This window comes from Peptacetobacter sp. AB800, from assembly GCF_047807365.1.
Classification (GTDB): Bacteria; Bacillota; Clostridia; order Peptostreptococcales; family Peptostreptococcaceae; genus Peptacetobacter.
On sequence record NZ_JBLOUI010000004.1, the window covers coordinates 67,672 to 90,877 of the forward strand.

Here is a 23,206-nt window from a genome sequence, read left to right on the forward strand (position 1 = left end):
CACAAGTAAGTGCGAACTTTACCAAAATTGGATATATAAATGAAAGGTAGGTCTGCTTTAATTCTGCAATGAAACTCACAAAAATCTAAAATTTGAATTTTTGTAGGTTATTGTAGTTTTATTCATAGGTTCTTCGTTTTTCACCTATTTCAGCAAATTAGAATTTGTTTTTTCTAATCTATAGTATTGAAAGAAATTGTAAAACATTCCACAAATATATTTTTTATATTCATTTCAGATTTAGGTTAAAGTTAGTAGTTATTCTTTTGTGTATATAAGTTATTTGAAGTAATAAAGTTTCAATTGAATTTGGATAAATATGAATATAAAAGTATTGAAAAAAAATAAAAGTTTATATATAATGTAATTATACTAAAATATAAACATGAAAAATATAAATGTAAAGGAGATGTAAATATGCGCAAAGAGGTAGTTTTTAACTAAACTAACTGAATAAGGATTATTTTAAAAAGTATATGAAAAAAATCTTGGATAACTCAAGGTTTATTTGTGGTAGAAACAATTATTAATAATATTGATATTACCATGTCTATTTGTGTACTCTAAAAATAATCAGTATTATAATGAGCATATTACATCTTTATTTGAAGAATAGGAAAACTGTGTTCTAAACACGGTATTTTTATGCCTATTTTTACTATATTTATAGATATGATATAAGACTTTAATTTGCATAGCTTAATCATAAGTTATATAAATTAAAGTTGTATATTTCATGTTTATATTTAGGTTATATAATTATGAGGCTGTAAGTGAATTATGTTCACTTACAGCTTTTTTTATTTAAGGAGATTATTTTGATGATTTATATATTTAAATATGAAGATTATGAAAAACAAATAAATTTTTTTAAAAATACTAGGATGGTGATTATTAATGGTTAATAAACTTTCAGCATATAAAACTTATTTATTATTTTCAGCTATTACAGCAATGTGTTTTTCACTAGTAGCTACAGTTATGATAGTGTATCACATTGAAACGGTGCATTTAAATCCACTTCAGCTTATACTTGTTGGAACTACTTTAGAAGTAGCATGCTTTATATTTGAAATTCCTACAGGAATAGTTGCAGATGTGTACAGTCGTAAACTATCTATTGTTATTGGTGTAGTTTTAACAGGAGTGGGATTTATTTTAGAAGGTTCTATTTCTAGTTTCGTTTTCGTACTTGTAGCACAGATTGTATGGGGATTAGGTTCTACTTTTATTAGTGGATCTGTTGAAGCTTGGATTGCAGAAGAAGAGAAAGATAAAGATTTGGATAAAATTTATATAAAGGGAGCACAAGCAGGACAGATAGGATTGGTTATTGGAATAGTACTAAGCACTGTAATAGCTAATTTATCTGTAAGACTACCTATTATAGTTAGTGGAGTCTTATTTATAATTCTTGCATTATTTTTATGGTTATATATGCCAGAAAATAATTTTAAATCATCTGCTCCAGAGGATTTAAATACTTTTAAAAAGATGGGATATACCTTTAAATCTGGTCTTAAATTTATAAAAAATAAACCTATAATTATAATTTTGCTTTCAGTAACTTTATTTTATGGATTATCCAGTGAAGGTTATGATAGACTTTCTAATATGCATTTTTTACAAGATACTATGCTTCCTAAACTTGGAAACCTTAAACCAGTGACTTGGTTCGGAATTTTTGGAATTGCAGGAATGATATTGAGTGCTATAGTAATGCATTTTATGGAAAAGAAGCTTAAGGATGATGATAAGAATAAAAATGGAAAGCTGTTATTATGTATAAATATATTTTATATATCATTTATGTTCATATTTGCTATTACAAAAAGATTTAACTTAATGCTAATAGCTTATTTAGCGACAAGTACCTTTAGAACTATAAATGAACCTATATTTAGTGCATGGCTTAATGGACATATAGATGACAAGGCCAGATCTACTGTACTTTCTATAAATGGACAAATAAATTCCTTAGGTCAAATTTTAGGTGGACCAATTATAGGAATCATAGCTACAAATATTTCAGTGAGTATGGGTATAGCATGTACTTCGTTATTAGTAACACCGGTATTAGTGTTATATATTGTTGCTATGATAATGGATAAAAAGGTGGTTGATAGAGTTGGAGGTATTGATTATGAAGAAAATAATTAATATAGGAATCGTAGCACACGTGGATGCAGGAAAAACAACTATAACAGAAAACTTATTATATTATAGTGGAGCTATAAAATCAGTTGGAAGAGTTGATTTAGGCAATACACAGACGGATTCTATGGAGCTTGAGCGTAAGAGAGGGATTACCATTAAATCATCAACCATATCTTTTAATTGGAATAATGTCAAGGTTAATATTGTTGATACTCCAGGACATGTGGATTTTATTTCGGAAGTTGAACGTTCATTAAGTGTTTTAGATGGAGCGATACTAGTTATATCAGGAGTAGAGGGTATTCAGTCACAAACAAGAATATTATTTGAGACATTAAAGGAGTTAAACATTCCAACAATAATTTTTGTAAATAAGCTAGATAGAATTGGGGCAAATTTCAATAAAGTATTTGAAGATATAAAGAAGAATATGTCCAATAAAGTAGTTAGATTACAAGAAGTATATGATGTAGGAAGCAAAGCTGTTTATATAAAAAAACTATTTGATACATGCATGATAAATGATGATGCTATTGATGTTTTATCAGACTTAGACGAAGCATTTTTAGAAAGATATATTGGTGGAATAGAACCTGATAAAGAAGAAATACAAGAAAAGCTTTCATTATATGCAAGTGAAGGAAGTCTATATCCAGTATTTTGTGGTGCGGCAGCAATTGGACTTGGAGTTGAAGACTTATTAGATGGAATTTGTAGTTATTTTCCATTTGCAGGTGATGATTGTGAAAGTGATTTATCTGGAGTAGTATTTAAAATCGAAAGAACAAGTAAAAATGAAAAGAAGGTTTATGTAAGATTATTTGGAGGAAAAATATCTGTAAGAGATAAAATTCAAGTACCTAATAAGGAGATAGCAGAAAAAGTAAAGAAAATTAATAGGTTAGAAAATGGGGGAGTTGTTGAAGCACAGAGGATAGAAGCAGGGGATATAGGTATTTTATATGGACTTACAAGTTTCCAAGTGGGAGATGTTATTGGAATTTCAAATGATAAAATTAAAAATATATCTATAGCTAAACCAGCATTAAAAACAACAATTTCTGCAATTGATAAAGAAAAAAATCCAGAGCTATTTAAAGCATTAACATTACTTGCAGAGGAAGATCCACTACTAGAATTAGAGATGAATGACATAGATAAAGAAATTTATGTCAACTTATTCGGTGAAGTTCAAATGGAAATACTAAGTTCCATGTTAGATGATTTATATGGAATAAAAGTAGAGTTTTCGAATATTGAGACTATCTATAAGGAAACACCTAAAGGTTTTGGAGCGTCAATAATGCATATGCAGGAAGACTTAAATCCATTTTGGGCGACAGTAGGCTTAGAAATAGAACCAGCAGGGAGAGGCGAAGGTCTTAGGTATATTTCTAATGTTTCAGTAGGGTCATTGCCAAAATCTTTTCAAAATGCAATTGAAGAAGCAGTTATTAAGACAAGTAAACAAGGATTATTTGGATGGGAGGTTACAGATGTAAAAGTCACTCTTAGCTGTGGTGAATTTTTTAGTCCAGCCAGCACTCCAGCAGATTTTAGAAATGTGACACCTATGGTATTCATGGAAGCATTATATAAAGCACAAACTGTTTTATTAGAGCCATTACATGAGTTTGAGTTAAAGATTCCTCAAAATGCTTTAAGCAAAGCGGTATGGGATTTAGAAACTATGAGGGCAACCTTTGATAATCCTATTGTTATAGGGGATGAATTCTCAATAAAGGGATTAATTCCAGTAGAAAATTCAAAAGAATATAAAATGAAAATAGCTTCATATACAGAAGGTAGAGGAATGTTTGTGACAAAATTTTATGGGTATAAGGAAGCTTCAGCTGAATTTTCAAAAGCACGCAAAAAAACAACGTATGATCCATTGAATAAAAAAGAGTATTTGCTTCATAAACTAAACGCAATTAGAGATTAAATTTAAATAGATAAGTTAAATTTTTATATGTAGGATTTAAATATAAGACATTCAAAGCCTAAAAGTAAAGGAAGGGTCGTCTGAAGAAGATGAAGACCCTTCCTTTTTTCATGTTACTATGCTTAATTGTAAGTGCTTGAAATTTGTAATATAATGTAAATAAAGTTTTTAATAATAAGGGGACGGCACAAATGAAAATCGACTTTAAAATAACAAAAGATGACTATATAAGCTTCAATTTACATCATTTAGAAAACTCGAAATCACAGAAAAGTACATTTAACATACTTAGATATGCTGTACCCATAGTACTTTCTATACCAATCTACTTTACAGGAACGGGGATATTTAATCAACCGAGTATATATTGGATTATAGTAGCGATAGTTTTTTTAGTCATTTGGATTTTAACATATCCTAAGCAATACAAAAAATTAGTAGCTAAAGAAACTGATAAACTCATAAGTTAAGGAGATAATTCATCAATATTTGGAAGTAAGACTTTAGAAATTATTGATGGGACAATAGTAGTAAAAGGGGATTCTATATCAGAAACAGTATCGTTAGAAAGTATAAAAGATGTAAAAGTTTACGAAGATATGATCCTTATATATATAAGTGGATTTGTAGCTCATATAATTCCAAGGAGATATTTAGATAAAGAAATAGAGAAAGAACTTATGAAAGAGCTTAAAAAATGTAAGGCTTTAGAACAATTAAAGTAAAACGTGCTCCTTTGGAGGTGTAACGGAGAACCGTATCATAAATAGAAAAAAGACTGTTAAGCTAACTTTTGAGTTAGATAACAGTCTTTTTTGTTGTTATTTATCTTTATTTTCTATTGTTATATTATAAATTAAAATTCCTATGGATAAAATAGGGAATATCAAAAGATACATATCAAAACCATTGTAAACAAAGTTAATACCAAAATTTATAATGAATAAAACTGAAAATATTATAACAAATACATTATCATTTATGAAACTAAAATTTTTACCTAAAATCATAAATATAAATCTTAAAATACCAGAAATTGATACTATGAAAAGCAATACTAAAAACAGATAGTAGATAGATTTTGTCGTAAAAAGATGCGAAGCTGCTGTATAGTTGAGTTCTTTTTTTAATATACCATAGGCAAATAATGCTATAGGTAAAAGAGAACAAGCAGCTTTATTTTTGATTTCTGAAATTCTTTGTTTAGGAATTTCTGATTTAGGATTGTTTATGTCTTTAATAATAACTTTCATAAAAATCACCTCTAGTCTATCTTTACTTAAGTATATAATATTTTTCTATGTAAAAAATGTTTTTTTTGTTTTGTAATAAATTTGTAATATTTAGATAATTTGAGTGTGATAATATATAATTATTGTATATAAACTAAAAATTATAATAACTTAAAAACTTAGGAGGATTATATGGATATACAGAATATATTAGTTCCAATAATGATTTTATTTTTCTTAGGAATAATAGGTATAATTGTATTGTCGATTAGGGTTTTACTTTTGATGGTAAAAGCATTAAAAATATACATATCAAATAATGAAAATAAATAAGGCGAAAATAAAAACTGCTATAAATTATCTAATTTGTAGCAGTTTTTTATAATTAACTATTTTTAATTTTTTGGAATCTTTGTAAACAGATATAGTCTATTTATTCAACTTCATATTTTTGAAAATCCTTATAACAGCTGCAACTACTAAAGATCCAACAAATATAAAGAAGAACGAATTAACTTCTTTTCCTAAAGCTATATCTAATACAACATTTATTGCTAAAAAAAGAACCAACAAAGCACTAAATACGTCAGAGCTAATAAACGTAAAATTTATTCCCAGCTCTAAAAAAATAAATCTTAAAATGCTAGAAAAACATGTTAAAAATATTAATCCTAAGATAATAACTGCAATAATTGGATATGCGAAAAATGACATTGCATCTGCAGTTAGAAATACTTCTAACATAAAACCACCATAAGCTAAATCAGAGAAAAATAGTAGTAGAATTATTGTAGAAAATAATGCTAATGTTCGTACTTCTCCTATCTTTTCATCTGGAATATTTGATTTGGGTTTATTTATATCTTTTGTAATGAATTTCATAATTATCAACACCTTTATCTTATTGTTTACTAGATTATACAATATTTTTTGATATAAAAATCATTTTTTTTGTTCTGTAATAAATCTGTAATATTTAAAAGATTTAGCTTGACTGCTATCTTATTTAAGGTATTCTTTATTTAAAGAAGTAGTTATGATTCTATTGGAAGAGAGGTTAGACTATGTTAGAAAAATATACTCTAAAATATAAAGATATTGCTGTTGGAATTTTAAGTTATGATACAGAGAGTAGAAGATTCTCTTATGAAACTATAAATAAAACATTAGATAAGTTTAAATATCCACCAATTTTATTCGATTATAGATATTTCGATGTTAACCATATTCCAACAAATGAAGAAATTATAGAGTTTTTAGAAGAAAGAACAATTCCAGAATGTAGAGCAGATAAAGTTCTCGAAATGTTAGGCATGGATAATTATAATGTTTGGGAAATTTGCAAGGCTACTAGAGGAGTTGTTGCAGACGATTATTGGTGGTTAGCCAAAGATGGAGATAGATACGAAGATTTTCATATAAGAGCAAGATTTGAAAAAAATAATTAAGTATAAAAATAAATCCCTCATTAAAAGTTGAGGGATTTATTTTTATACTTAATTGTCTTTAATTTCTTTGAATACATAATAAGCTGTAACTAGAACAAATACTGCTGAAGTTGCAAAAATAGGGAAATTAAATCCACTAGTAGCTAAACTTATTACAAAATTTACTATAAGTATTGCTGATACTATTACAAGTAATACAACATCATTTACAAAAGTAAAATCTTTCCCCAATTTCATAAATACAAATCTAAGAACTGATGCTACTAAATTGATGATAAGCAAAGCTACAAATGTGTAGTAAACAATCTTTGTAGTTAATAATGAAGAGATACTCTCAAAAATAAAACCATCATTTGAGTAATCAGCTACAATCAATATTAAAAATAGGAGTGATCCAATAGCATTGTAAGATACGCTGCTAAGTCTTTTTTCTGGTATTTCATCTTTATTTGTGTTTATATCTTTTAATAAAAGCTTCATAATTATCAGCTCCTTTGTATTATTGTTTACTAGATTATACAATATTTTTTGATATAAAAATCATTTTTTTTGTTTTGTAATAAATCTGTAATAAATAATAAAAATTTAATTAAAAAACTCCAGTTTGTATAGTATAATGGAAAAGACTATATTAAAAAACGGAGGAAATTAAAAAATGGAAAATTTACCAAATTGCCCTAAATGTAATTCAGAATACACTTATGAAGATGGAAGCCTTTTAGTTTGTCCAGAATGTGGATACGAATGGAATCCAGAAACAACTGTGGATGAAAGCGTGATAAAAGACGTAAATGGAAACGTATTAAACGACGGAGATTCAGTTACAGTTGTTAAGGATCTAAAAGTTAAAGGAAGTTCTTCTTCTATAAAAATAGGAACTAAAGTTAAAAATATAAGACTAGTTCCAGATGCTGCGGATGGACACGATATAGAGTGTAAAATAGATGGATTCGGAGCTATGAAATTAAAATCAAGTGTTGTAAAAAAAGCATAATAAGATTTATATTAACGTAGAAACCAAAAAAATCTATAAAAATTCAACTTAATAAAATTAAGTGTTAAAAATTAAATAAGAACGAATAAAAATATTGAAAAATACAGTCTAATATACTTTTAGACTGTATTTTTATTTTTTTAGAAAATTCCGTTTATTCAATTCTAATTCTTTATAATTTCAAAAATAGTAACAATTTTGTTTTTGTTAGTTAAGATTACTATTGCAACAAAAGGGTATATGTGTATAATAGAGAGATTGTAAGGGAAAATTGCAGTTATCTCTAAATAAAAATGAAATCCCGGGAGTAGAAAATTTAATAGCTTTAAAAGTTAGAACGATTTAAAACTATTCGATGAGGTGGTAGAGATATGAGAAAAAATAAAAACAAATTAGTGGCAGTTATTATGGCATTTGGAATGACTATTGTGCCTATAACTCAAGTAAATGCAATGGAAATAGGCAATATAGATGAAATAGTAGAAAGCAAAACGGATACTTCAGATTTTGGTGATGATTACGAGGAAAGCTCATCATTTGAAATAAGGAATGAATTAGATCTTAGAAAATTTGCTGAGATGGTAAATTCTGGAAAAGATTTTGCTGGCAAAAAAGTAGTTATACCTAAGGAAATAGGAAAAATAGAACTTTCTGGCGAGTGGACTCCAATAGGAAAGGCTAGAATAGATATACACAATGGTAAAAATTACTCTGAAAGCGAAAGAAGTTTTAAAGGGGAATTTGACGGAAATGGATGCGAAATCTCTGGATTAAGACTAAAAAATATATATGCTGATTCAAATACTTTAGGCTTATTTGGAGCGATAAGAAATGCTAAAGTTGGAAATTTAGTATTCACAGATGTAAATATAGATATAAAAGATTTAGCTCAGAGTGATCAAAATTTACAGACTAGTACAGGAACAGCAGTAGGTGTATCACTTGGAGAAAGTGATGTACATGATGTAACTGTAAAAAGTGGAAATATTTCAATTGGAAGTGGAGCTGCGGTTGTAGGTATGGCGGTTAATTCGGGAAATATTTACAACAACAAAAATAAAGTAGATGTCAATACAAATCAAAATGAAGCGATATTAGGTGGAATAGTTGGAAAAGCATACTATATAGACTCTAATATAGATATAAATAATAATATAAACAATGCAAATATTGGCTCTTATGGGGCTATTAAAGAAAATGAAAAAGCAAGTGTAACAGGTGGGATAGTAGGATTTTCATCAGCCAATGTTTTTGAAAATGAAAATGTATCTCCAGAAAATGTAAAAGAGTCAAACTCAGTTATATCTGGTGGAATAGTAGGAATACAGACAACATACGGAGATGTATTTTTTAATAAAAATAGTACTACTGTAATAGCAGACAGATTTGCAGGTGGAATAATTGGTTTGATAAGCTACAACAATCATGGAGATGAACGGAAAATAGGTAAAATATCAGTAAAAGAGAATAAAAATAGCGCAGATGTAATATCTAATCACGATAGAGGAATAGTAGGTGGGATAGTTGGTCAAATCTATAATAATGCTGATGTTTTTGCTAATACCAACACAGCGAGTAAAATAAGTGGTGGTGTAAAAGGGTATTCAGCTGGAATAGTTGGAAATATGATATTTGGCGATAACTACTTATTCTCAAATGATGATGAATTGAATATATACGTCCATGAAAATATAAGTACTACAGATATTTCAAATTTAATTGGAAATAAAAATCGTATAAATCTATATGCTAATGGAGAAAATATAGAAAGACATTTTATTTCAGAAAATAATTCAAATGAAATAAAATTAGTACAGAACGAGGATCAAGATAAAAAATCAAATGATATGGAAATAGATGAGGATAAGTTTGAAGAAGGAACTAAAGAAGAAAATAAGGTTGATAAAGATAAAGAAATAGAAAAAGAAGTAAAAGATGAGAAGGTAAATTTTGAGAGTCAAAAGATAATTGGAAAAGATAGATACGATACAGCAGCTAAGGTAGCTACTAGTTTAGGTAAATACAACAAAGCGATATTAGTAAATGCAGAAAATAGTATGTCAGACGGACTATCGGCAGCAGGTTTATCTGGAAAAGAAAAAGCTCCAATACTTCTAGTTAAAAGAGATAGTATTCCTCAGAGTACTTTAGAAAAATTAAAAAATGTAGATAAAGTATATATAATAGGTGGAAATAACGCTATAAGTGAAAATGTTGAAACTGAACTAAAAAGCTTAAAAAATATAAAATCTATAGAAAGATTAGCAGGAAAAGATAGAGTAGAAACATCTAAAGCAGTAGCAAGAGAGATAAAAGAGTACTCAAAAGCATTTGTTGTAAATGGATATAAAGGTGAGGCAGATGCTATGTCAGCATCGCCATTAGCTGCAAAATACAAAGCACCGATAATTTTAACAAATGGGAAAAATATTGAAGTAGATAAAAAAGATGTAGAGTATTATGTAATAGGTGGAGAAGCTGTTGTAGATAATAGTATAGTAAAAGAATTATCAGCAACTAGAATATCTGGAAAAGATAGATATGAAACAAATAGAAAAGTTATAGCTAAATTTTATAAAAATAAAAGCAAACTTTATATAGCAAATGGAAGAACTCTAGTAGATGCCCTTACTAGCTCAAACTTGGCTAAAGAGGATGGAATAGTACTTGTATCTGAAAATACGGATAATAGTATATTAAATGGGAAAAATATAATCCAAATAGGTGGTATGAACTTCAAAATAAAAAAATAAAATAAAAATTTAAAAAAATATCTCAAAAACTTCCCCAAAATAAAACCTCCCTCTGTATTGTATAGTGAAAAGAAAAAAGAAAGCAAACTTACATAGAATATTCTATAAATGCAAAGGGAGGAAAAGAAAATGACAAAGAGAAGTTTAGTATTAGGATTAGCAGGAGTTTTATTAATAAGTGGATTATCATTTGCAGCAACTCAGGAAGGTGGAAAAACAATATCTCAGGCAGATGCTGAAAAAATAATGCTTAATAAAATACCTAATGGGAAAATAGAAAAAATATATTTAGATGAAAGAGATAGAGAGTATAAAGCTATAGTTAAAAAGGGAAATGAAGTATATGAAATAGAAGTAGATTCATCAAATGGAAATATAACTGATTTTGACAAAGAATACGTGGAAAATCAGAATAATAACAATTCTAGCAATCAGGGTAATCAAAACAACAATCAGAACAGTAATCAGAATAATAGCCAAAACAAACCAAATAATGACGTAATATACGATGATGATAAATATGATGACGATAGATACGATGATAAAGACGATTATGATGACAAGTACGATGACGATAGATATGACGATAAAGATGATTGTGATGATTACGACGATAGATATGACGATGACCATGACGATAAATATGATGATGATAGACATGATCACGACGACCAAGATGACTTCGACGATTGCGATGAAGACTAATCAAAATAAATATCGATTATAAATGTAGAAGATAGATGCTGCTTTTCATATAAACCCTAACATAAAAGAAGGTAGTTCCAAATTGGAGCTATCTTTTTTTTACAAAAATATAAAAAAATTTTTGAATAGAGTTATTGTAAAAAAGTATATAGATATAAAAAATATAGCGCTATAGGAAAACTTTATCTTCAAAGGTTAGATGTCTTTTTGAGTGTTTTTTGATTTCAATAATGAGGGTAAAATCTAAAAAATAAAGCGAAAAAGTGGCTAAATTTTAATATTCTGTTAAAAATTATGCTTTTTAAAAGCTGTATTTTGTGATAATATTAATCATGAAAGACGTTTAAAAAACTAGACATAGCCGGGGATAAAAAAGAAACAAAAAAATTTTTAGTGTAGCTATTGATATTTTTTAAACAAATATGATATAGGTTAAAATAATATATAATTATCTGAATAAAAAAATTTAAAAATAAGGAGGAAGTCTTATGATTTATTCAGCAGAAGTAAACAATATGTGTACAATAAAAAAAGGACCAAACCACGGTCCAGCTCCAATTCCAGAAGAAGGAAAATGGGTAAAAGTTAAAGAAGTAACTGATATAAGTGGATTAACTCACGGTATAGGTTGGTGTGCTCCACAGCAGGGTGCTTGTAAATTAACTCTAAATGTTAAAGACGGTATAATAGAAGAAGCATTAGTTGAAACAATAGGATGTTCAGGAATGACTCATTCAGCAGCTATGGCATCTGAAATATTACCAGGAAAAACTATATTAGAAGCATTAAATACTGACCTTGTATGTGATGCTATAAACACTGCAATGAGAGAAATATTCTTACAGATAGTATACGGAAGAAGCCAGACTGCTTTCTCTGAAGGTGGACTTCCAGTAGGTGCAGGTCTTGAGGATTTAGGAAAAGGTCTAAGAAGCCAGGTTGGTACTATGTACGGAACATTAGCTAAAGGACCAAGATACCTTGAAATGGCTGAAGGTTATGTAACAAGAGTAGGTCTTGACGAAAACGACGAAATAATAGGATACGAATTCGTTAACCTAGGAAGAATGATGGAAATGATAAAAGGCGGAAAAGACGCTAACGAAGCTATGGAAGCTGCAAAAGCTACTTACGGAAGATTTAACGACGCTGTTAAATACGTAGACCCAAGACACGAATAATATCTATAAGGAAGGTGAAAATAATGGCATTATTTGAAAGTTATGAAAGAAGAATAAACCAGATAACTCCAGTTCTAGAAAAATACGAATTAGGAACTTTAGAAGATTGTAGAGAACTTTGCAAAAGCAAAGGATTTGATCCATATGAAATAGTAAAAGAAACTCAGGCTATAGCATTCGAAAATGCAGGTTGGGCATACACTTTAGGTGCTGCAATAGCTCTTAAAAAAGGATGCACAAAAGCAGCAGATGCAGCTGAAGCTATAGGTGAAGGACTTCAGGCATTCTGTATACCAGGTTCTGTTGCTGACAACAGAAAAGTTGGTTTAGGACATGGTAACTTAGGTGGAATGTTATTAAGAGAAGAAACTGAATGTTTCGCATTCCTAGCTGGACACGAAAGTTTCGCAGCAGCAGAAGGTGCTATAAAAATAGCTGAAAAAGCTAACAAAGTTAGAAAAAAACCTCTAAGAGTTATATTAAACGGTCTTGGAAAAGACGCTGCTTACATAATATCTAGAATAAACGGATTTACTTATGTTCAGACTCAGTTCGACTATTACACAAGTGAATTAACAATAGTAAAAGAAACTCCATTCTCAAACGGAGACAGAGCTAAAGTTAAATGCTACGGTTCTGATGATGTTAGAGAAGGTGTTGCTATAATGCATCATGAAGGTGTTGACGTATCTATAACAGGTAACTCAACTAACCCAACAAGATTCCAGCATCCAGTTGCAGGAACATACAAAAAAGAATGTATAGAACAGGGTAAAAAATACTTCTCAGTTGCTTCAGGTGGTGGAACAGGTAGAACTCTTCACCCAGACAACATGGGAGCAGGACCAGCTTCTTACGGTATGACAGATACTATGGGAAGAATGCATTCTGATGCTCAGTTCGCAGGATCTTCATCAGTTCCAGCTCACGTTGAAATGATGGGTCTTATAGGAATGGGTAACAACCCAATGGTTGGTGCAACAGTTGCAGTAGCAGTTGCTGTTGAAGAATCAAACAAATAATAATTGATTGATAATGATTGATTAATATAAAAAGCAGTCTGTATTTTACAGGCTGCTTTTAGTTTATACAAAACAGGAAAAGGTTTGACTTGTGTATTTTACATAGGTAGAAATAAGCTAGGGATTAAATACTTTTAAGAGGGGAGAAGTTATATGAAAAAAGCGGCATTTTTTGACGTCGATGGTACGTTAATAGATTGTACAATAGGAATTATGGATATAAGTGATAGAGTAAAAAAAGCTATAAAAGATTTTCAGAAAGCTGGAAATGTAGCATTTGTATCTAGTGGTAGACCTTATGCTTTCCTAAATAAAGAACTATTAAACTTTGGATTTGACGGATTTGTATTAGGTAATGGAGCTCAGGTTTTAATAAACGACGAAACAAAATTCTTTAGTGGAATAGATAAAGAACTTGTTAAGGAAGTAGTTTCAAACTGTGAGAGATTAAATATAGACTATTGTCTGCAGGGACCAAAATACAGTTACCTAAAAAAAGAGTTCACTAGATTAGTATCATACTACAGAGAATACGGGATAACAGATGATTTCTTAGAATACAATTTTGATATAGATGATGTAGATGTATTTAAGATAGAGATGCTTCCAGTAGATGAAGAAGGGTGTAAATACTGTGAGTCATTAGATCAGGGAGAGTTTAATTGTTTTAAAAACTACCCAGGTGAAGTATATGAAATGTATCCAGTGAAAAATTCTAAAGGTGAAGGTCTGTTAAAAACTATAGAGCTTGAAGGTGTAGAATTAAAAGACTCATATGCTTTTGGTGATGGAAGAAATGATATAGAGATGATACAGACTGCAGCTCATGGTATAGCTATGGGAAATGCAGTACCAGAGCTTAAAGAGGTAGCAAATGAGTTTACTGACGCTATAGCAGATGATGGGATTGCTACGTACTTAGAAAAAATATTATAAGAAATAAAATGAGGCTGTTGCAGTTAAGCAATGGCCTTTTTAAGTGAGTAATCACAATTATTTGCTCTCCAGTCCTCAGCGCCCCATAGCTTTTGTAATACCTTTTGAGGTATGGGGCGCTTGCGAAATTGTCGATGCAAATTAATTTGTGATTACTTACTTAAAGGCCTATTACATAATTGCAACATCAATCATTTATCTACTTAAAAAATAGAAATAATAGAACGAAAAGGGCTGTCGTATTAGCTAGTGTTAATGCGACAACCCTTTTTATAAAACTTTTATTAAAATCTAGATTTTTAATTTCTATTTTTAAATTTATATATTACAAGTAGTATCAAAAAATAGAGTATATGAAAAAAAGACTCTTATAAAAGCAATATGCTTAGATAAGAGTCTTTTTATTATCTTATTTTAAAAATTATACAAATTTTCTACACTTCCATTCCAGGTAGAAGATTTTCTATATCTCCTAGTATTTCACTAGATAAAGGCATAGAACTAAAAGTTGCTATAGATTTCCAATTTGTTTTAAATGGGAATAAATGATTATATTTATTTTCATATGCATATGATATAGCAACTTTATTTCCCCATTGTCCTATATCAAAATAAATAACTTTTCCATTATCAACAGCTCTAATTATATGTTCATTATAAACACTATTGTGTAGAACTATAGTTTCGTATTTATAAGATTTACCAAATATTGTAATATCACTTCCGTCTATATACATACAAGGATTATCATCTCTATAAAATTCTTTATAGAGATAATTAGGAAGTGTTATACCTTTACAATGTGTAGCATCTTGATGATAAGAACCATGATAATCATCATAGTAATAGTATTGTAAACTATTTCCATCTAATATATATTTTTCCTTAGCAATACCACCGCCCCATTCTTCGGGGTTATATATATTTACATAGAATTGATTTCCATCTATCTTTGTAACTTTGTATTTTAATTTATAGCCAGAAATATAATAATAGTCTTCTGTAAATTTAAAACTTTCGTTGTAAGTATAAAAAGGATTTGTAAGTCCTGTATCTGGATCATATTGTTTATACTTAAAGTACCAAGAGCATAACATTTCACCAGGTAGCTTTAATTCGGCAGGTTTTATTCCTTGAAGCTCTTTTACTTCTTCAAAGGCACTTTCATTTCCGTTTCCACCTACTCTAGTAACGATGCCGATTTCCTTGCTTCTAACAACATTTCTCTGACTAGCACTTAAACTGTTAGAAACTATAAGAACAGGAGAGCTATTTTTAGCAGCAAGTACACCTACAGCAAGGGCATCAATTAGTTGACCAGTATTTCCCGAACCATTTTTCGCTACATATATATTATTTAAGCTACTACTTGTGTAGAATTTTTCTATTACCTTAGCATTTGTATCATTTCTATTTGATCCACTTACTCTTTCTGCTCCAGGAAGTGAAGACATCACATAATCAGAAACAGCCTTATCTCCACCGATAACATATGACTTTTCAATACCTGTAGAGTTTATAAAATCCTTAGATGCACTAATACCAGATTTTGGATTTGAAAGGATTATAGCCATATCTTTTTCGGCTGCAACTGATGCTATACTAACAGCATCTGCAAGACCAGTAGTTCCATTTACAACAGCAATTGTCTTTACAGGGTTTAACTCATTTATCTTTTTTGCTATAGCTAGTGCAGTTTTTTCTCTACTACTACCTGAAATCCTATAAGTTATTCCAGAAATCTCAGCAGATAAATTATCTGATAATACAGATTCACCACCTATAAGATAGATATTTGTTGCGCCGAGTCTTTCTATTTCTGACTTTGTAGTACTGTTTAGCTTATTTTTACCAGTAAGAAGAATTGGTGCATTTAATTCTTCTGCAAGTGGTGTTGCAGCTAATGCATCTGCTATTGCAGAGTCATTTACAAGTACAACATTTTCTGAAGAACTCCAACCCTTTTGACTTACTTGCACAGCAGTACTGTGTCTGTTTGAGCCTGCCAATACTTGTTCAGTAGCTGCAGCTTCAGATGAAATAGGATTTGCAGAGTATACACCTAGAACAAGTGCCGCAGAAAGCAGAACTGATGCAGATTTTTTAAATCTCATAAAATCATCTCCTCAAAATAATCTATTAGAAATCTCAGTTAGATTTTCTAATCATAAAGAAAAATACATAAATAGCAAGGCATACAAACAACATATTGAAGATCAATAGTGGAGTTGTATAAGAGCTATTTATAATAGAGAACGGCATAATATATGGTATTAATAAAATAATTGCCAATAATATACCTATTATAACTGATACGATATGTATTGATTTATTGCTCAAAACAACGATTGATATAAATAATAGGAAACAAAGTGCATAAGCAATTCCTATAAAAATATGGAAGTTGCTTTCCATATTTTGAAATGCATCCAGAGCAATTCTGTACATATATGAAAATACTAAAATTACAATAGGGAATAAAGCAGTATATATATTTTTAAAAATAATATTTATTTTTTTAGACATTAAAACCTCCTAATAAAAAGATTATATATTTCTGAACATAATTACCAAAGTATAAGTTAGCTTTTATTAACTCTGATAAAAATTACCTTTTTATTTTAATATAGCACAAATTATTTGAAAAGATACGTTTTATCAAAACTTGTAAAGAATTGTCATTAGTAAAAAAGTGCTGCCACAAAAGAAATAATGTTTTGTAGCAGCACCATCTTGTATTTAAATTAAATTGTATCAATGCTATATGTAGCTCTAAATTTATTATAATCTCTAAGTAAACCTTCATACTCAAGTGTCAACCTTTTAAGATTGTAGAAGTCATTCGGCTGAACAGTGTAAAATGGTTTGTTTAATAATTTAATTCCACTTTTACTAAGCATATCTGCTGCAAATGTAGAGCAGACATATCCAAACTCAGGCTTTCTACCAAGACCAAGTGGTATAGCTATTAAAGAGATTAAATCATAGCTATAAAGAGATTTAACTGATTTAATTTGATTTATATTAGTTCTAAGTTTTTCGTATTTATCGTCGTCTATTTCTAGAGAATACACTCTACATATAGTGTTTTTCTTTATTTCATAAAGACCTTTATCTATTCCCTCTTCAACAAATCCAGCTACTAGAGGATTTTTAGGATTAATTCTTCCAAAAGCGTACATTGTTTCCAAACTATCATCAAGAGAAATAGAAATATGTGAATATGGTTTTCTAGTGATCGTCCTTATTAAATGGGCAAGCACTGTACCTGTATATGTAGAAACTATATATATTTTTTTCATAACGATCACCTCCATTGTAAATTTATCGTATTTATAAAGTAATTACTTTCTATATTTATATTATGTTCTTCAAATCTAAAAAAATTCATAACACAAAATTAAAAAAAGTCTAAAGAAAAAAGCAATTTTTCTTAAAATCTATTTTAATTAAGAGTTTTTTGAAGACGCATACTCACAAATAATACTTTAAAAATAGTTAAAAGTCAAGAATTATAAGTGACTGAAATATTACAGTTATGAAATATTTAAGTTTAAGTAATGACTATTTTGTTAATATATAAAAAAATTATCCAATAGATTTATGAAATAATGTATAATGAAAAATAAGATAAAGCATTGTATAATGAATGATAATAATTATGCATAAGATAAACATTTTAGATATATTGGAGGAGATATATATGATGAATAAAAAAGCCATGTCGGTAATCACAGCAACTGCAATAGCGATAAGTGCAACTCCAATTGCATTTGCTGATACTGGATTGAGCATAAAGGATAAAGACACTTCTATAAATCAAATAGAGCCAACAGACGAGTTTAAAGAATATATTGAAGATGTAGAAAATGGAACAGTAGACAAGACAGAACGAGTTCCGATGCCATTTGATGTAGATGGAACTCGTGTTTCTGGAAGTGTAGCTAGAAAAAGTAGATATCTTCCAAAAGGTTACGATCCAAGACAATTGGGAAAGGATACTGCAGTTAAAGACCAAGAAAATCTAGGGGTTTGCTGGGCATTTGCAGGAATTGCAGGGATGGAGTCTTATCTTGCCACAAACGGATATGGACAAACTGATTTATCAGAAGAACATATGAGATGGTGGGCAAAAGGTGGAACAAATGGATGGAATGTTGGAGATCAGGAAGGTACTTCAAATCTTCTATCTATGGGATATTTTACATCTGGTGACGGACCAAAACTTGAATCAGAATTAAAGTATAATACTCATGACACAAAACCTTCAAATATGAATACTGCAAAAGGTATAGATTACGATGTAACTGACACTATATTTATAAAAAATAATCAGTCAGATATAAAAAATGCTATATCAAAATACGGCGGCGTAGTATCTGGGTATGGAAACTTTTCTGAATACACAAGCAAGGATGAAAATGCCTACTATGTAGATTACAATATAGGTCAGAACCACGCTGTTACTGTAGTTGGTTGGGATGATAGCTATAGCAGAGATAACTTCACAGGAAAAGTTAAACCTGAACACGATGGAGCTTGGCTAGTTAAAAATAGTTGGGGAAATTATAACTCAGAGGGAGGATATTTCTGGGTATCTTATGAAGATAAAACACTTCTTCATGCAGGTGATAATTACTCAATAAAAAATGTAGCTAAAAAAGGAAATAGAGTATACCAGCTTGAAAAAGGTGGATATGTTGAAATGGGAGGAAAAAACATAGTTATAGCAAACGTATTTAACTTCAACGGAAATAATGAAACTATTGAAGGTATAACAATAGGAAATACAACTTTAGGAAGTAAATACGAAATATACTATGCTAAAGTTAAAAATGGAGTTCCTCAGAATAGCAACTTAAAATTACTTGCATCTGGAACATTAAATGAAACAGGGTATGTTACTGTTCCTGTAGACTCTGTACAGGTTCCAGCGGGAAAAGGTGCAATAGTATTAAAAATGCAAAATGATAAAATGGCGACTATACTTACAGATGGAAATACAGGAAATGTAAGTTGGTTTAAAGCTAATGCTAATAAGGGAGAGAGCTTTAAGCTAGTAGATGGCAAGTTTGTAGATATTAACTCTGGAAATAGTAGTAAAATGAATTTTGCTATAAAAGCAGTTACAAAAGAAAATCTAAATCCAAATGATATAATAGGATCTAATAGATATGAAACAGCAGTTAAAACAAGTCAAAGAGGTTGGAGCAGTGCAAATACTGCAATAATTTCTAATGGTGGTGCGATAGTAGATGCACTTGCTGCAACACCACTCGCAGCATACAAAGATGCACCAGTATTATTAACAGAAAAAAATAGTCTAAAAGATGTTACTAAGGAAGAATTAAAAAGACTTGGTGTAGGAAAAGTATATATAATCGGTGGAGAATCTGTAATATCTAAAAATGTTCAGTCACGGATAAAAAGTATGGGAATTTCTGTTGAGAGAATATCAGGAAGCGATAGATATGCAACTGGTGTAGCTATAGCAAATGAGATGAAATCAGAAGGTGCTGCAATAGACCAGGTAGCTGTTGTAAATGGTGTAAGTGGACTTGCAGACGCAATAAGTTTTGGTGCAGCAGCAGGACAGAAAAATATACCAATAATACTATCTAATAAAAAAGGAGAAACTCCAGGTGCTGAAAAAATTCTTTCTGACTCAGCAATAGAAAAAACTTATATAATAGGTGGGAAAGCAGCTGTTCCAGAGGGTGTAGAAGTTTCTCTAAAAAACCCAGAAAGAGTTAGTGGTGCAAATAGAAGCGAAACAAATGCAGCTATAATTAAAAAATTCTATAATCAGTCTAGTTTTGAATATGTTTTCGTTGTTAAAGATGGTTCAGAAGGACAGGATAAATTAATAGATGGATTATCAGTAGGGGCATTTGCAGCAAAGAAAAACTCTCCAATAGTATTAGCCGGAAAAAATCTATCTACTGGACAGAAATCAGCATTATTAGGGAAAAGTGTAGAAAAAATTTCACAGGTTGGTGGAGGATCTAACGTAACAGTGACTTCACAGCTTAGAAATTTATTTAAATAAATTAGTAAATTAATTAAAATTAAATAATAAACAAATAAAAAAGGGGCTATATATTATATTAAAAAAGCTATATACTATGTAGTGGAGAGTTAAAGAATTCAGAGGATTTAAGGGGGTAAAAATTTTGAGAGAAAATCCAGCAATGAGAATTTTATTCTCACTACCAGTATTTGTTCTTATATTCTACAAAAGCTATAACTTTGAATTAAATAAAAACTCTATGATATTTACAGGTGTGTATTTAGCACTTATCATAGCAGATTTATCTTATTTCTATTACAAGGTTAAGAAAAGAGAAAAAGAAGAAGCTGCAAAGGCGCCAAAGAGTGAAAAAGAAGCTATAAGAATTAGAGAACAAGAAAAGAGTAAGAAAAAAAAGAAGAAAAAATAAAGAAATTAGACGGTTATCTATCGAATTATAGATTTGATTGATAGCCGTTTTTTCGTATATAGGAAAAAAGTATGTTTAGTAAGAAAAATTTGATTATTTGAACTCTATTTTGTTGATAAAAACAGATAATATTGATAACATATATAATGTAGAATTATTTTTAAAAAAAGACTAAAAACTTATCCTATAGATGGTTTATTTTACGAATGGAGGAACGAGAATGCTAGAGTTAAAGAATGTGTTCTTTAATGTTGTAGATGAAAACGGAGAAGAACGCAATATAATAGATGATTTAAGCATTAATTTTGAAAAAGGAAAGCTATATGTTATAACTGGCCCAAACGGTGGTGGAAAATCAAGTCTTGCCAAAGTTATAATGGGTATATCAGAAGCATCAAAAGGACAGATAATCTTAGATGGAGAAGATATAACAGAAAAATCTATAACAGAAAGAGCTAAAATGGGAATAGGATATGCATTCCAGCAGCCACCTAGAATAAAAGGTATGACAGTAGAAGATTTATTAAAATTAGCTCATGGTGGAGATCTTCCAAAAGAAGATTGTTGCCAGTACTTAGCAGCAGTTGGTCTATGTTCAAAAGAATACCTAACTAGAGAAGTTGATAACTCTTTATCTGGTGGGGAAATGAAGAGAATAGAAATAGCTACTTTATTTGCAAGAGATTTAAAAGTATCTATATTTGACGAGCCAGAAGCTGGGATAGATTTATGGAGCTTTGGTAAATTAAATGAAAGCTTCCAGAAAATGCACGAAGAAAAAGACCAGACTATAATAATAATATCTCATCAGGAAAGAATACTAGAACTTGCTGACCAGATAATAGTATTAGAAGATGGAAAAATAAAAACTAGTGGAAGCAAAGATGAGATATTACCTGAAATATTAAACCAGGTAAATGGAACTGTATGTGAAATACAGGGAAAGGCGGTTTACAATGGATAGAGTGGATTTAGACTTATTAAAAGAAGTTGCCGATATGAGAATGGGTAATCCAATTCTTGGGGCATTTAATATAAGAAAAAATGGTGAAGGTATAGAAAGAAGATCTACTAAAGACGTAGATATAATACCTAAAACAGATAAACCAGGTATAGATATAATAGTAAAACCAAATTCTAAACCAGAGGATGTTCATATACCAGTAATAGTTACTCAGTCTGGATTTAGCGATAAAGTATACAACGACTTTATAATAGGCGAAAATGCAGAAGTTACTATAATAGCTGGTTGTGGTATACACAACTGCGGTTGCGATGATAGTCAGCATGATGGTATACATAGATTTGTTCTTAAAAAAGGAGCAAAATTAAAATACACTGAAAAACATTATGGAGAAGGAACTGAAGGTGGAGGAAAGAGAATCCTAAATCCTGTGACAATAGTTGAAATGGAAGAAGATTCATACTGCGAAATGGAAACAGTTCAGATAAGAGGAGTTGACTCTACTAAGAGAGATCTTGAAGCAACTTTAGGTAAAAATGCAAAAATAGTTGTTCTTGAAAGATTATTAACTCACGATGACCAGTTTGCTGAATCTAATATGGAAGTTGTACTTGAAGGAGAAGATTCTTCAGCTCAGGTTATATCTCGTACTGTTGGACAGGACAATTCTGTTCAGGTATTCAATCCAAGAGTAATAGGGGAAAATCAGTGTTCAGCACATGTTCAGTGCGACTCAATACTTATGGGAAATGCTAAGATAAGTTCAATACCAGAAATATCTGCAGAGCATCCAGATGCTATGTTAGTTCATGAAGCTGCTATAGGTAAAATAGCTGGGGATCAGATATTAAAATTAATGACTCTAGGTTTAACTGAAGAGGAAGCAGAACAGCAGATATTAAATTGTTTCTTAAAATAAATTGAAGAATAATATTTAGGGATGTCAGATTTTTATGGCATCCCTTTTTTTACGTCAGCGTGGCAGCCAAGTGTGTATTCTTTGTTTTTTTCTATGTTGTGTAATGTTGTTACCCCATTAGCTTTTATTTCTACAGTTTTTTCTTCTTCACCAGAAGTTTGATGTAGTGAAACCGCTATGTCAAAGTCGTTTCTGTTTTGGATAGTTAATAGTCCTGTTTTTGATATGATTTTTTCGTTGCTGTAGGTAACTATATAGTTGTTTTCAGTGGATTCTTCTGCACATGCTACTGAGCAATCCCATTTTGATAGTTCTTCGTTTTGTTTTGTACATGCAACTAATGAAAATATAAGTGGGACTATTAGTAAGATTGATAGAAATTTTTTCATAATAATCACTCCTCGTATAATATATTTAAATTTAATTTTATTAATTTTCATTCCTATCTCATTTTCTATGTGAGATAATCTGATTAAAGATAGAGGTCGTAGTATCACTCCTTGGAACGAT

The 23,206-nt window shown here is 30.0% G+C and carries 23 protein-coding genes; 16 read left to right on the top strand and 7 right to left on the bottom strand.

The genetic code is table 11. The annotated features are described in order from the left end of the window. Nucleotides 1-897 precede the first annotated feature (897 nt). The 4 genes from tetA(P) to ACK2WN_RS03110 all read left to right on the top strand — a co-directional run bounded on the left by tetA(P) (nucleotide 898) and on the right by ACK2WN_RS03110 (nucleotide 4,827). Nucleotides 898-2,160 (top strand): tetracycline efflux MFS transporter TetA(P), encoded by a 1,263-nt coding sequence (tetA(P), locus tag ACK2WN_RS03095; protein WP_118549567.1) that lies wholly within the window; start codon nucleotides 898-900, stop codon nucleotides 2,158-2,160. Further along, entirely contained in the window at nucleotides 2,144-4,102 is a 1,959-nt protein-coding gene (gene tetB(P), locus ACK2WN_RS03100) for a tetracycline resistance ribosomal protection protein TetB(P) (protein ID WP_006440995.1), read from the top strand. The genes tetA(P) and tetB(P) overlap by 17 nt, the downstream gene beginning before the upstream one ends. Nucleotides 4,103-4,293: 191 nt before the next feature. Then, on the top strand, nucleotides 4,294-4,572 hold the full coding sequence (locus tag ACK2WN_RS03105; RefSeq protein ID WP_006440996.1) for a hypothetical protein: 279 nt from the start codon (nucleotides 4,294-4,296) through the stop codon (nucleotides 4,570-4,572). Nucleotides 4,573-4,626: 54 nt separating this feature from the next. Continuing rightward, nucleotides 4,627-4,827, top strand: coding sequence for a YcxB family protein (locus ACK2WN_RS03110; protein ID WP_259371730.1), 201 nt, complete (start codon nucleotides 4,627-4,629; stop codon nucleotides 4,825-4,827). 96 nt (nucleotides 4,828-4,923) lie between these two features. Here the strand turns inward: ACK2WN_RS03110 and ACK2WN_RS03115 are convergent, their stop codons facing one another. Further along, nucleotides 4,924-5,355 (bottom strand): hypothetical protein, encoded by a 432-nt coding sequence (locus tag ACK2WN_RS03115; protein WP_006440998.1) that lies wholly within the window; start codon nucleotides 5,353-5,355, stop codon nucleotides 4,924-4,926. Between the two features lie 171 nt (nucleotides 5,356-5,526). On the opposite strand from ACK2WN_RS03115, the gene ACK2WN_RS03120 reads away from it, so the two are divergent. Further along, nucleotides 5,527-5,667 (top strand): hypothetical protein, encoded by a 141-nt coding sequence (locus ACK2WN_RS03120; protein WP_006440999.1) that lies wholly within the window; start codon nucleotides 5,527-5,529, stop codon nucleotides 5,665-5,667. Between the two features lie 96 nt (nucleotides 5,668-5,763). On the opposite strand, the gene ACK2WN_RS03125 is transcribed toward ACK2WN_RS03120, so the two are convergent. Beyond that, nucleotides 5,764-6,216, bottom strand: a complete 453-nt coding sequence (locus ACK2WN_RS03125) for a hypothetical protein (RefSeq protein WP_201416518.1) — start codon at nucleotides 6,214-6,216, stop codon at nucleotides 5,764-5,766. 182 nt (nucleotides 6,217-6,398) lie between these two features. On the opposite strand from ACK2WN_RS03125, the gene ACK2WN_RS03130 reads away from it, so the two are divergent. Further along, nucleotides 6,399-6,782 (top strand): hypothetical protein, encoded by a 384-nt coding sequence (locus tag ACK2WN_RS03130; protein ID WP_006441002.1) that lies wholly within the window; start codon nucleotides 6,399-6,401, stop codon nucleotides 6,780-6,782. A 48-nt stretch (nucleotides 6,783-6,830) separates the two neighbouring features. On the opposite strand, the gene ACK2WN_RS03135 is transcribed toward ACK2WN_RS03130, so the two are convergent. After that, on the bottom strand, nucleotides 6,831-7,262 hold the full coding sequence (locus ACK2WN_RS03135) for a hypothetical protein (RefSeq protein WP_416154823.1): 432 nt from the start codon (nucleotides 7,260-7,262) through the stop codon (nucleotides 6,831-6,833). A gap of 175 nt (nucleotides 7,263-7,437) precedes the next feature. Between ACK2WN_RS03135 and ACK2WN_RS03140 the strand changes: the two genes are divergently transcribed. From ACK2WN_RS03140 to ACK2WN_RS03165, 6 genes are all read left to right on the top strand, one after another. Continuing rightward, entirely contained in the window at nucleotides 7,438-7,776 is a 339-nt protein-coding gene (locus ACK2WN_RS03140; protein WP_006441005.1) for a zinc ribbon domain-containing protein YjdM, read from the top strand. A gap of 371 nt (nucleotides 7,777-8,147) precedes the next feature. Further along, nucleotides 8,148-10,529: a cell wall-binding repeat-containing protein gene (locus ACK2WN_RS03145; protein WP_416154824.1), complete on the top strand. Its 2,382-nt coding sequence runs from the start codon at nucleotides 8,148-8,150 to the stop codon at nucleotides 10,527-10,529. 129 nt (nucleotides 10,530-10,658) lie between these two features. After that, on the top strand, nucleotides 10,659-11,234 hold the full coding sequence (locus ACK2WN_RS03150) for a PepSY domain-containing protein (protein WP_199647618.1): 576 nt from the start codon (nucleotides 10,659-10,661) through the stop codon (nucleotides 11,232-11,234). Between the two features lie 488 nt (nucleotides 11,235-11,722). Continuing rightward, nucleotides 11,723-12,415: an iron-sulfur cluster assembly scaffold protein gene (locus tag ACK2WN_RS03155; RefSeq protein ID WP_118549456.1), complete on the top strand. Its 693-nt coding sequence runs from the start codon at nucleotides 11,723-11,725 to the stop codon at nucleotides 12,413-12,415. Nucleotides 12,416-12,438: 23 nt separating this feature from the next. Beyond that, entirely contained in the window at nucleotides 12,439-13,437 is a 999-nt protein-coding gene (locus ACK2WN_RS03160) for a GGGtGRT protein (RefSeq protein ID WP_118549455.1), read from the top strand. Between the two features lie 153 nt (nucleotides 13,438-13,590). Then, the gene (locus tag ACK2WN_RS03165; RefSeq protein ID WP_300531929.1) at nucleotides 13,591-14,373 is read left to right on the top strand and encodes a Cof-type HAD-IIB family hydrolase; all 783 of its coding nucleotides are present in this window, start codon (nucleotides 13,591-13,593) and stop codon (nucleotides 14,371-14,373) included. A gap of 434 nt (nucleotides 14,374-14,807) precedes the next feature. Here ACK2WN_RS03165 and ACK2WN_RS03170 read toward each other — a convergent pair whose 3' ends face one another. The 3 genes from ACK2WN_RS03170 to ACK2WN_RS03180 form a co-directional block, all read right to left on the bottom strand. Further along, entirely contained in the window at nucleotides 14,808-16,487 is a 1,680-nt protein-coding gene (locus ACK2WN_RS03170; protein ID WP_416154825.1) for a cell wall-binding repeat-containing protein, read from the bottom strand. A gap of 34 nt (nucleotides 16,488-16,521) precedes the next feature. Continuing rightward, nucleotides 16,522-16,899: a hypothetical protein gene (locus ACK2WN_RS03175; RefSeq protein ID WP_300531861.1), complete on the bottom strand. Its 378-nt coding sequence runs from the start codon at nucleotides 16,897-16,899 to the stop codon at nucleotides 16,522-16,524. A gap of 218 nt (nucleotides 16,900-17,117) precedes the next feature. Next, the gene (locus ACK2WN_RS03180; protein WP_416154826.1) at nucleotides 17,118-17,675 is read right to left on the bottom strand and encodes a hypothetical protein; all 558 of its coding nucleotides are present in this window, start codon (nucleotides 17,673-17,675) and stop codon (nucleotides 17,118-17,120) included. Nucleotides 17,676-18,076: 401 nt separating this feature from the next. On the opposite strand from ACK2WN_RS03180, the gene ACK2WN_RS03185 reads away from it, so the two are divergent. The 4 genes from ACK2WN_RS03185 (at nucleotide 18,077) to ACK2WN_RS03200 (ending at nucleotide 22,696) form a co-directional block, all read left to right on the top strand. Then, entirely contained in the window at nucleotides 18,077-20,422 is a 2,346-nt protein-coding gene (locus ACK2WN_RS03185; protein WP_416154827.1) for a cell wall-binding repeat-containing protein, read from the top strand. A 124-nt stretch (nucleotides 20,423-20,546) separates the two neighbouring features. Continuing rightward, entirely contained in the window at nucleotides 20,547-20,813 is a 267-nt protein-coding gene (locus tag ACK2WN_RS03190; protein WP_300531536.1) for a hypothetical protein, read from the top strand. A 220-nt stretch (nucleotides 20,814-21,033) separates the two neighbouring features. Further along, nucleotides 21,034-21,777 (top strand): ABC transporter ATP-binding protein, encoded by a 744-nt coding sequence (locus ACK2WN_RS03195; RefSeq protein ID WP_300531539.1) that lies wholly within the window; start codon nucleotides 21,034-21,036, stop codon nucleotides 21,775-21,777. After that, on the top strand, nucleotides 21,770-22,696 hold the full coding sequence (locus tag ACK2WN_RS03200) for a SufB/SufD family protein (protein WP_300531542.1): 927 nt from the start codon (nucleotides 21,770-21,772) through the stop codon (nucleotides 22,694-22,696). Before ACK2WN_RS03195 ends, ACK2WN_RS03200 begins: the two co-directional genes overlap by 8 nt. A 32-nt stretch (nucleotides 22,697-22,728) precedes the next feature. On the opposite strand, the gene ACK2WN_RS03205 is transcribed toward ACK2WN_RS03200, so the two are convergent. Further along, nucleotides 22,729-23,085 (bottom strand): hypothetical protein, encoded by a 357-nt coding sequence (locus tag ACK2WN_RS03205; protein ID WP_330000367.1) that lies wholly within the window; start codon nucleotides 23,083-23,085, stop codon nucleotides 22,729-22,731. Nucleotides 23,086-23,206: the final 121 nt, after the last annotated feature.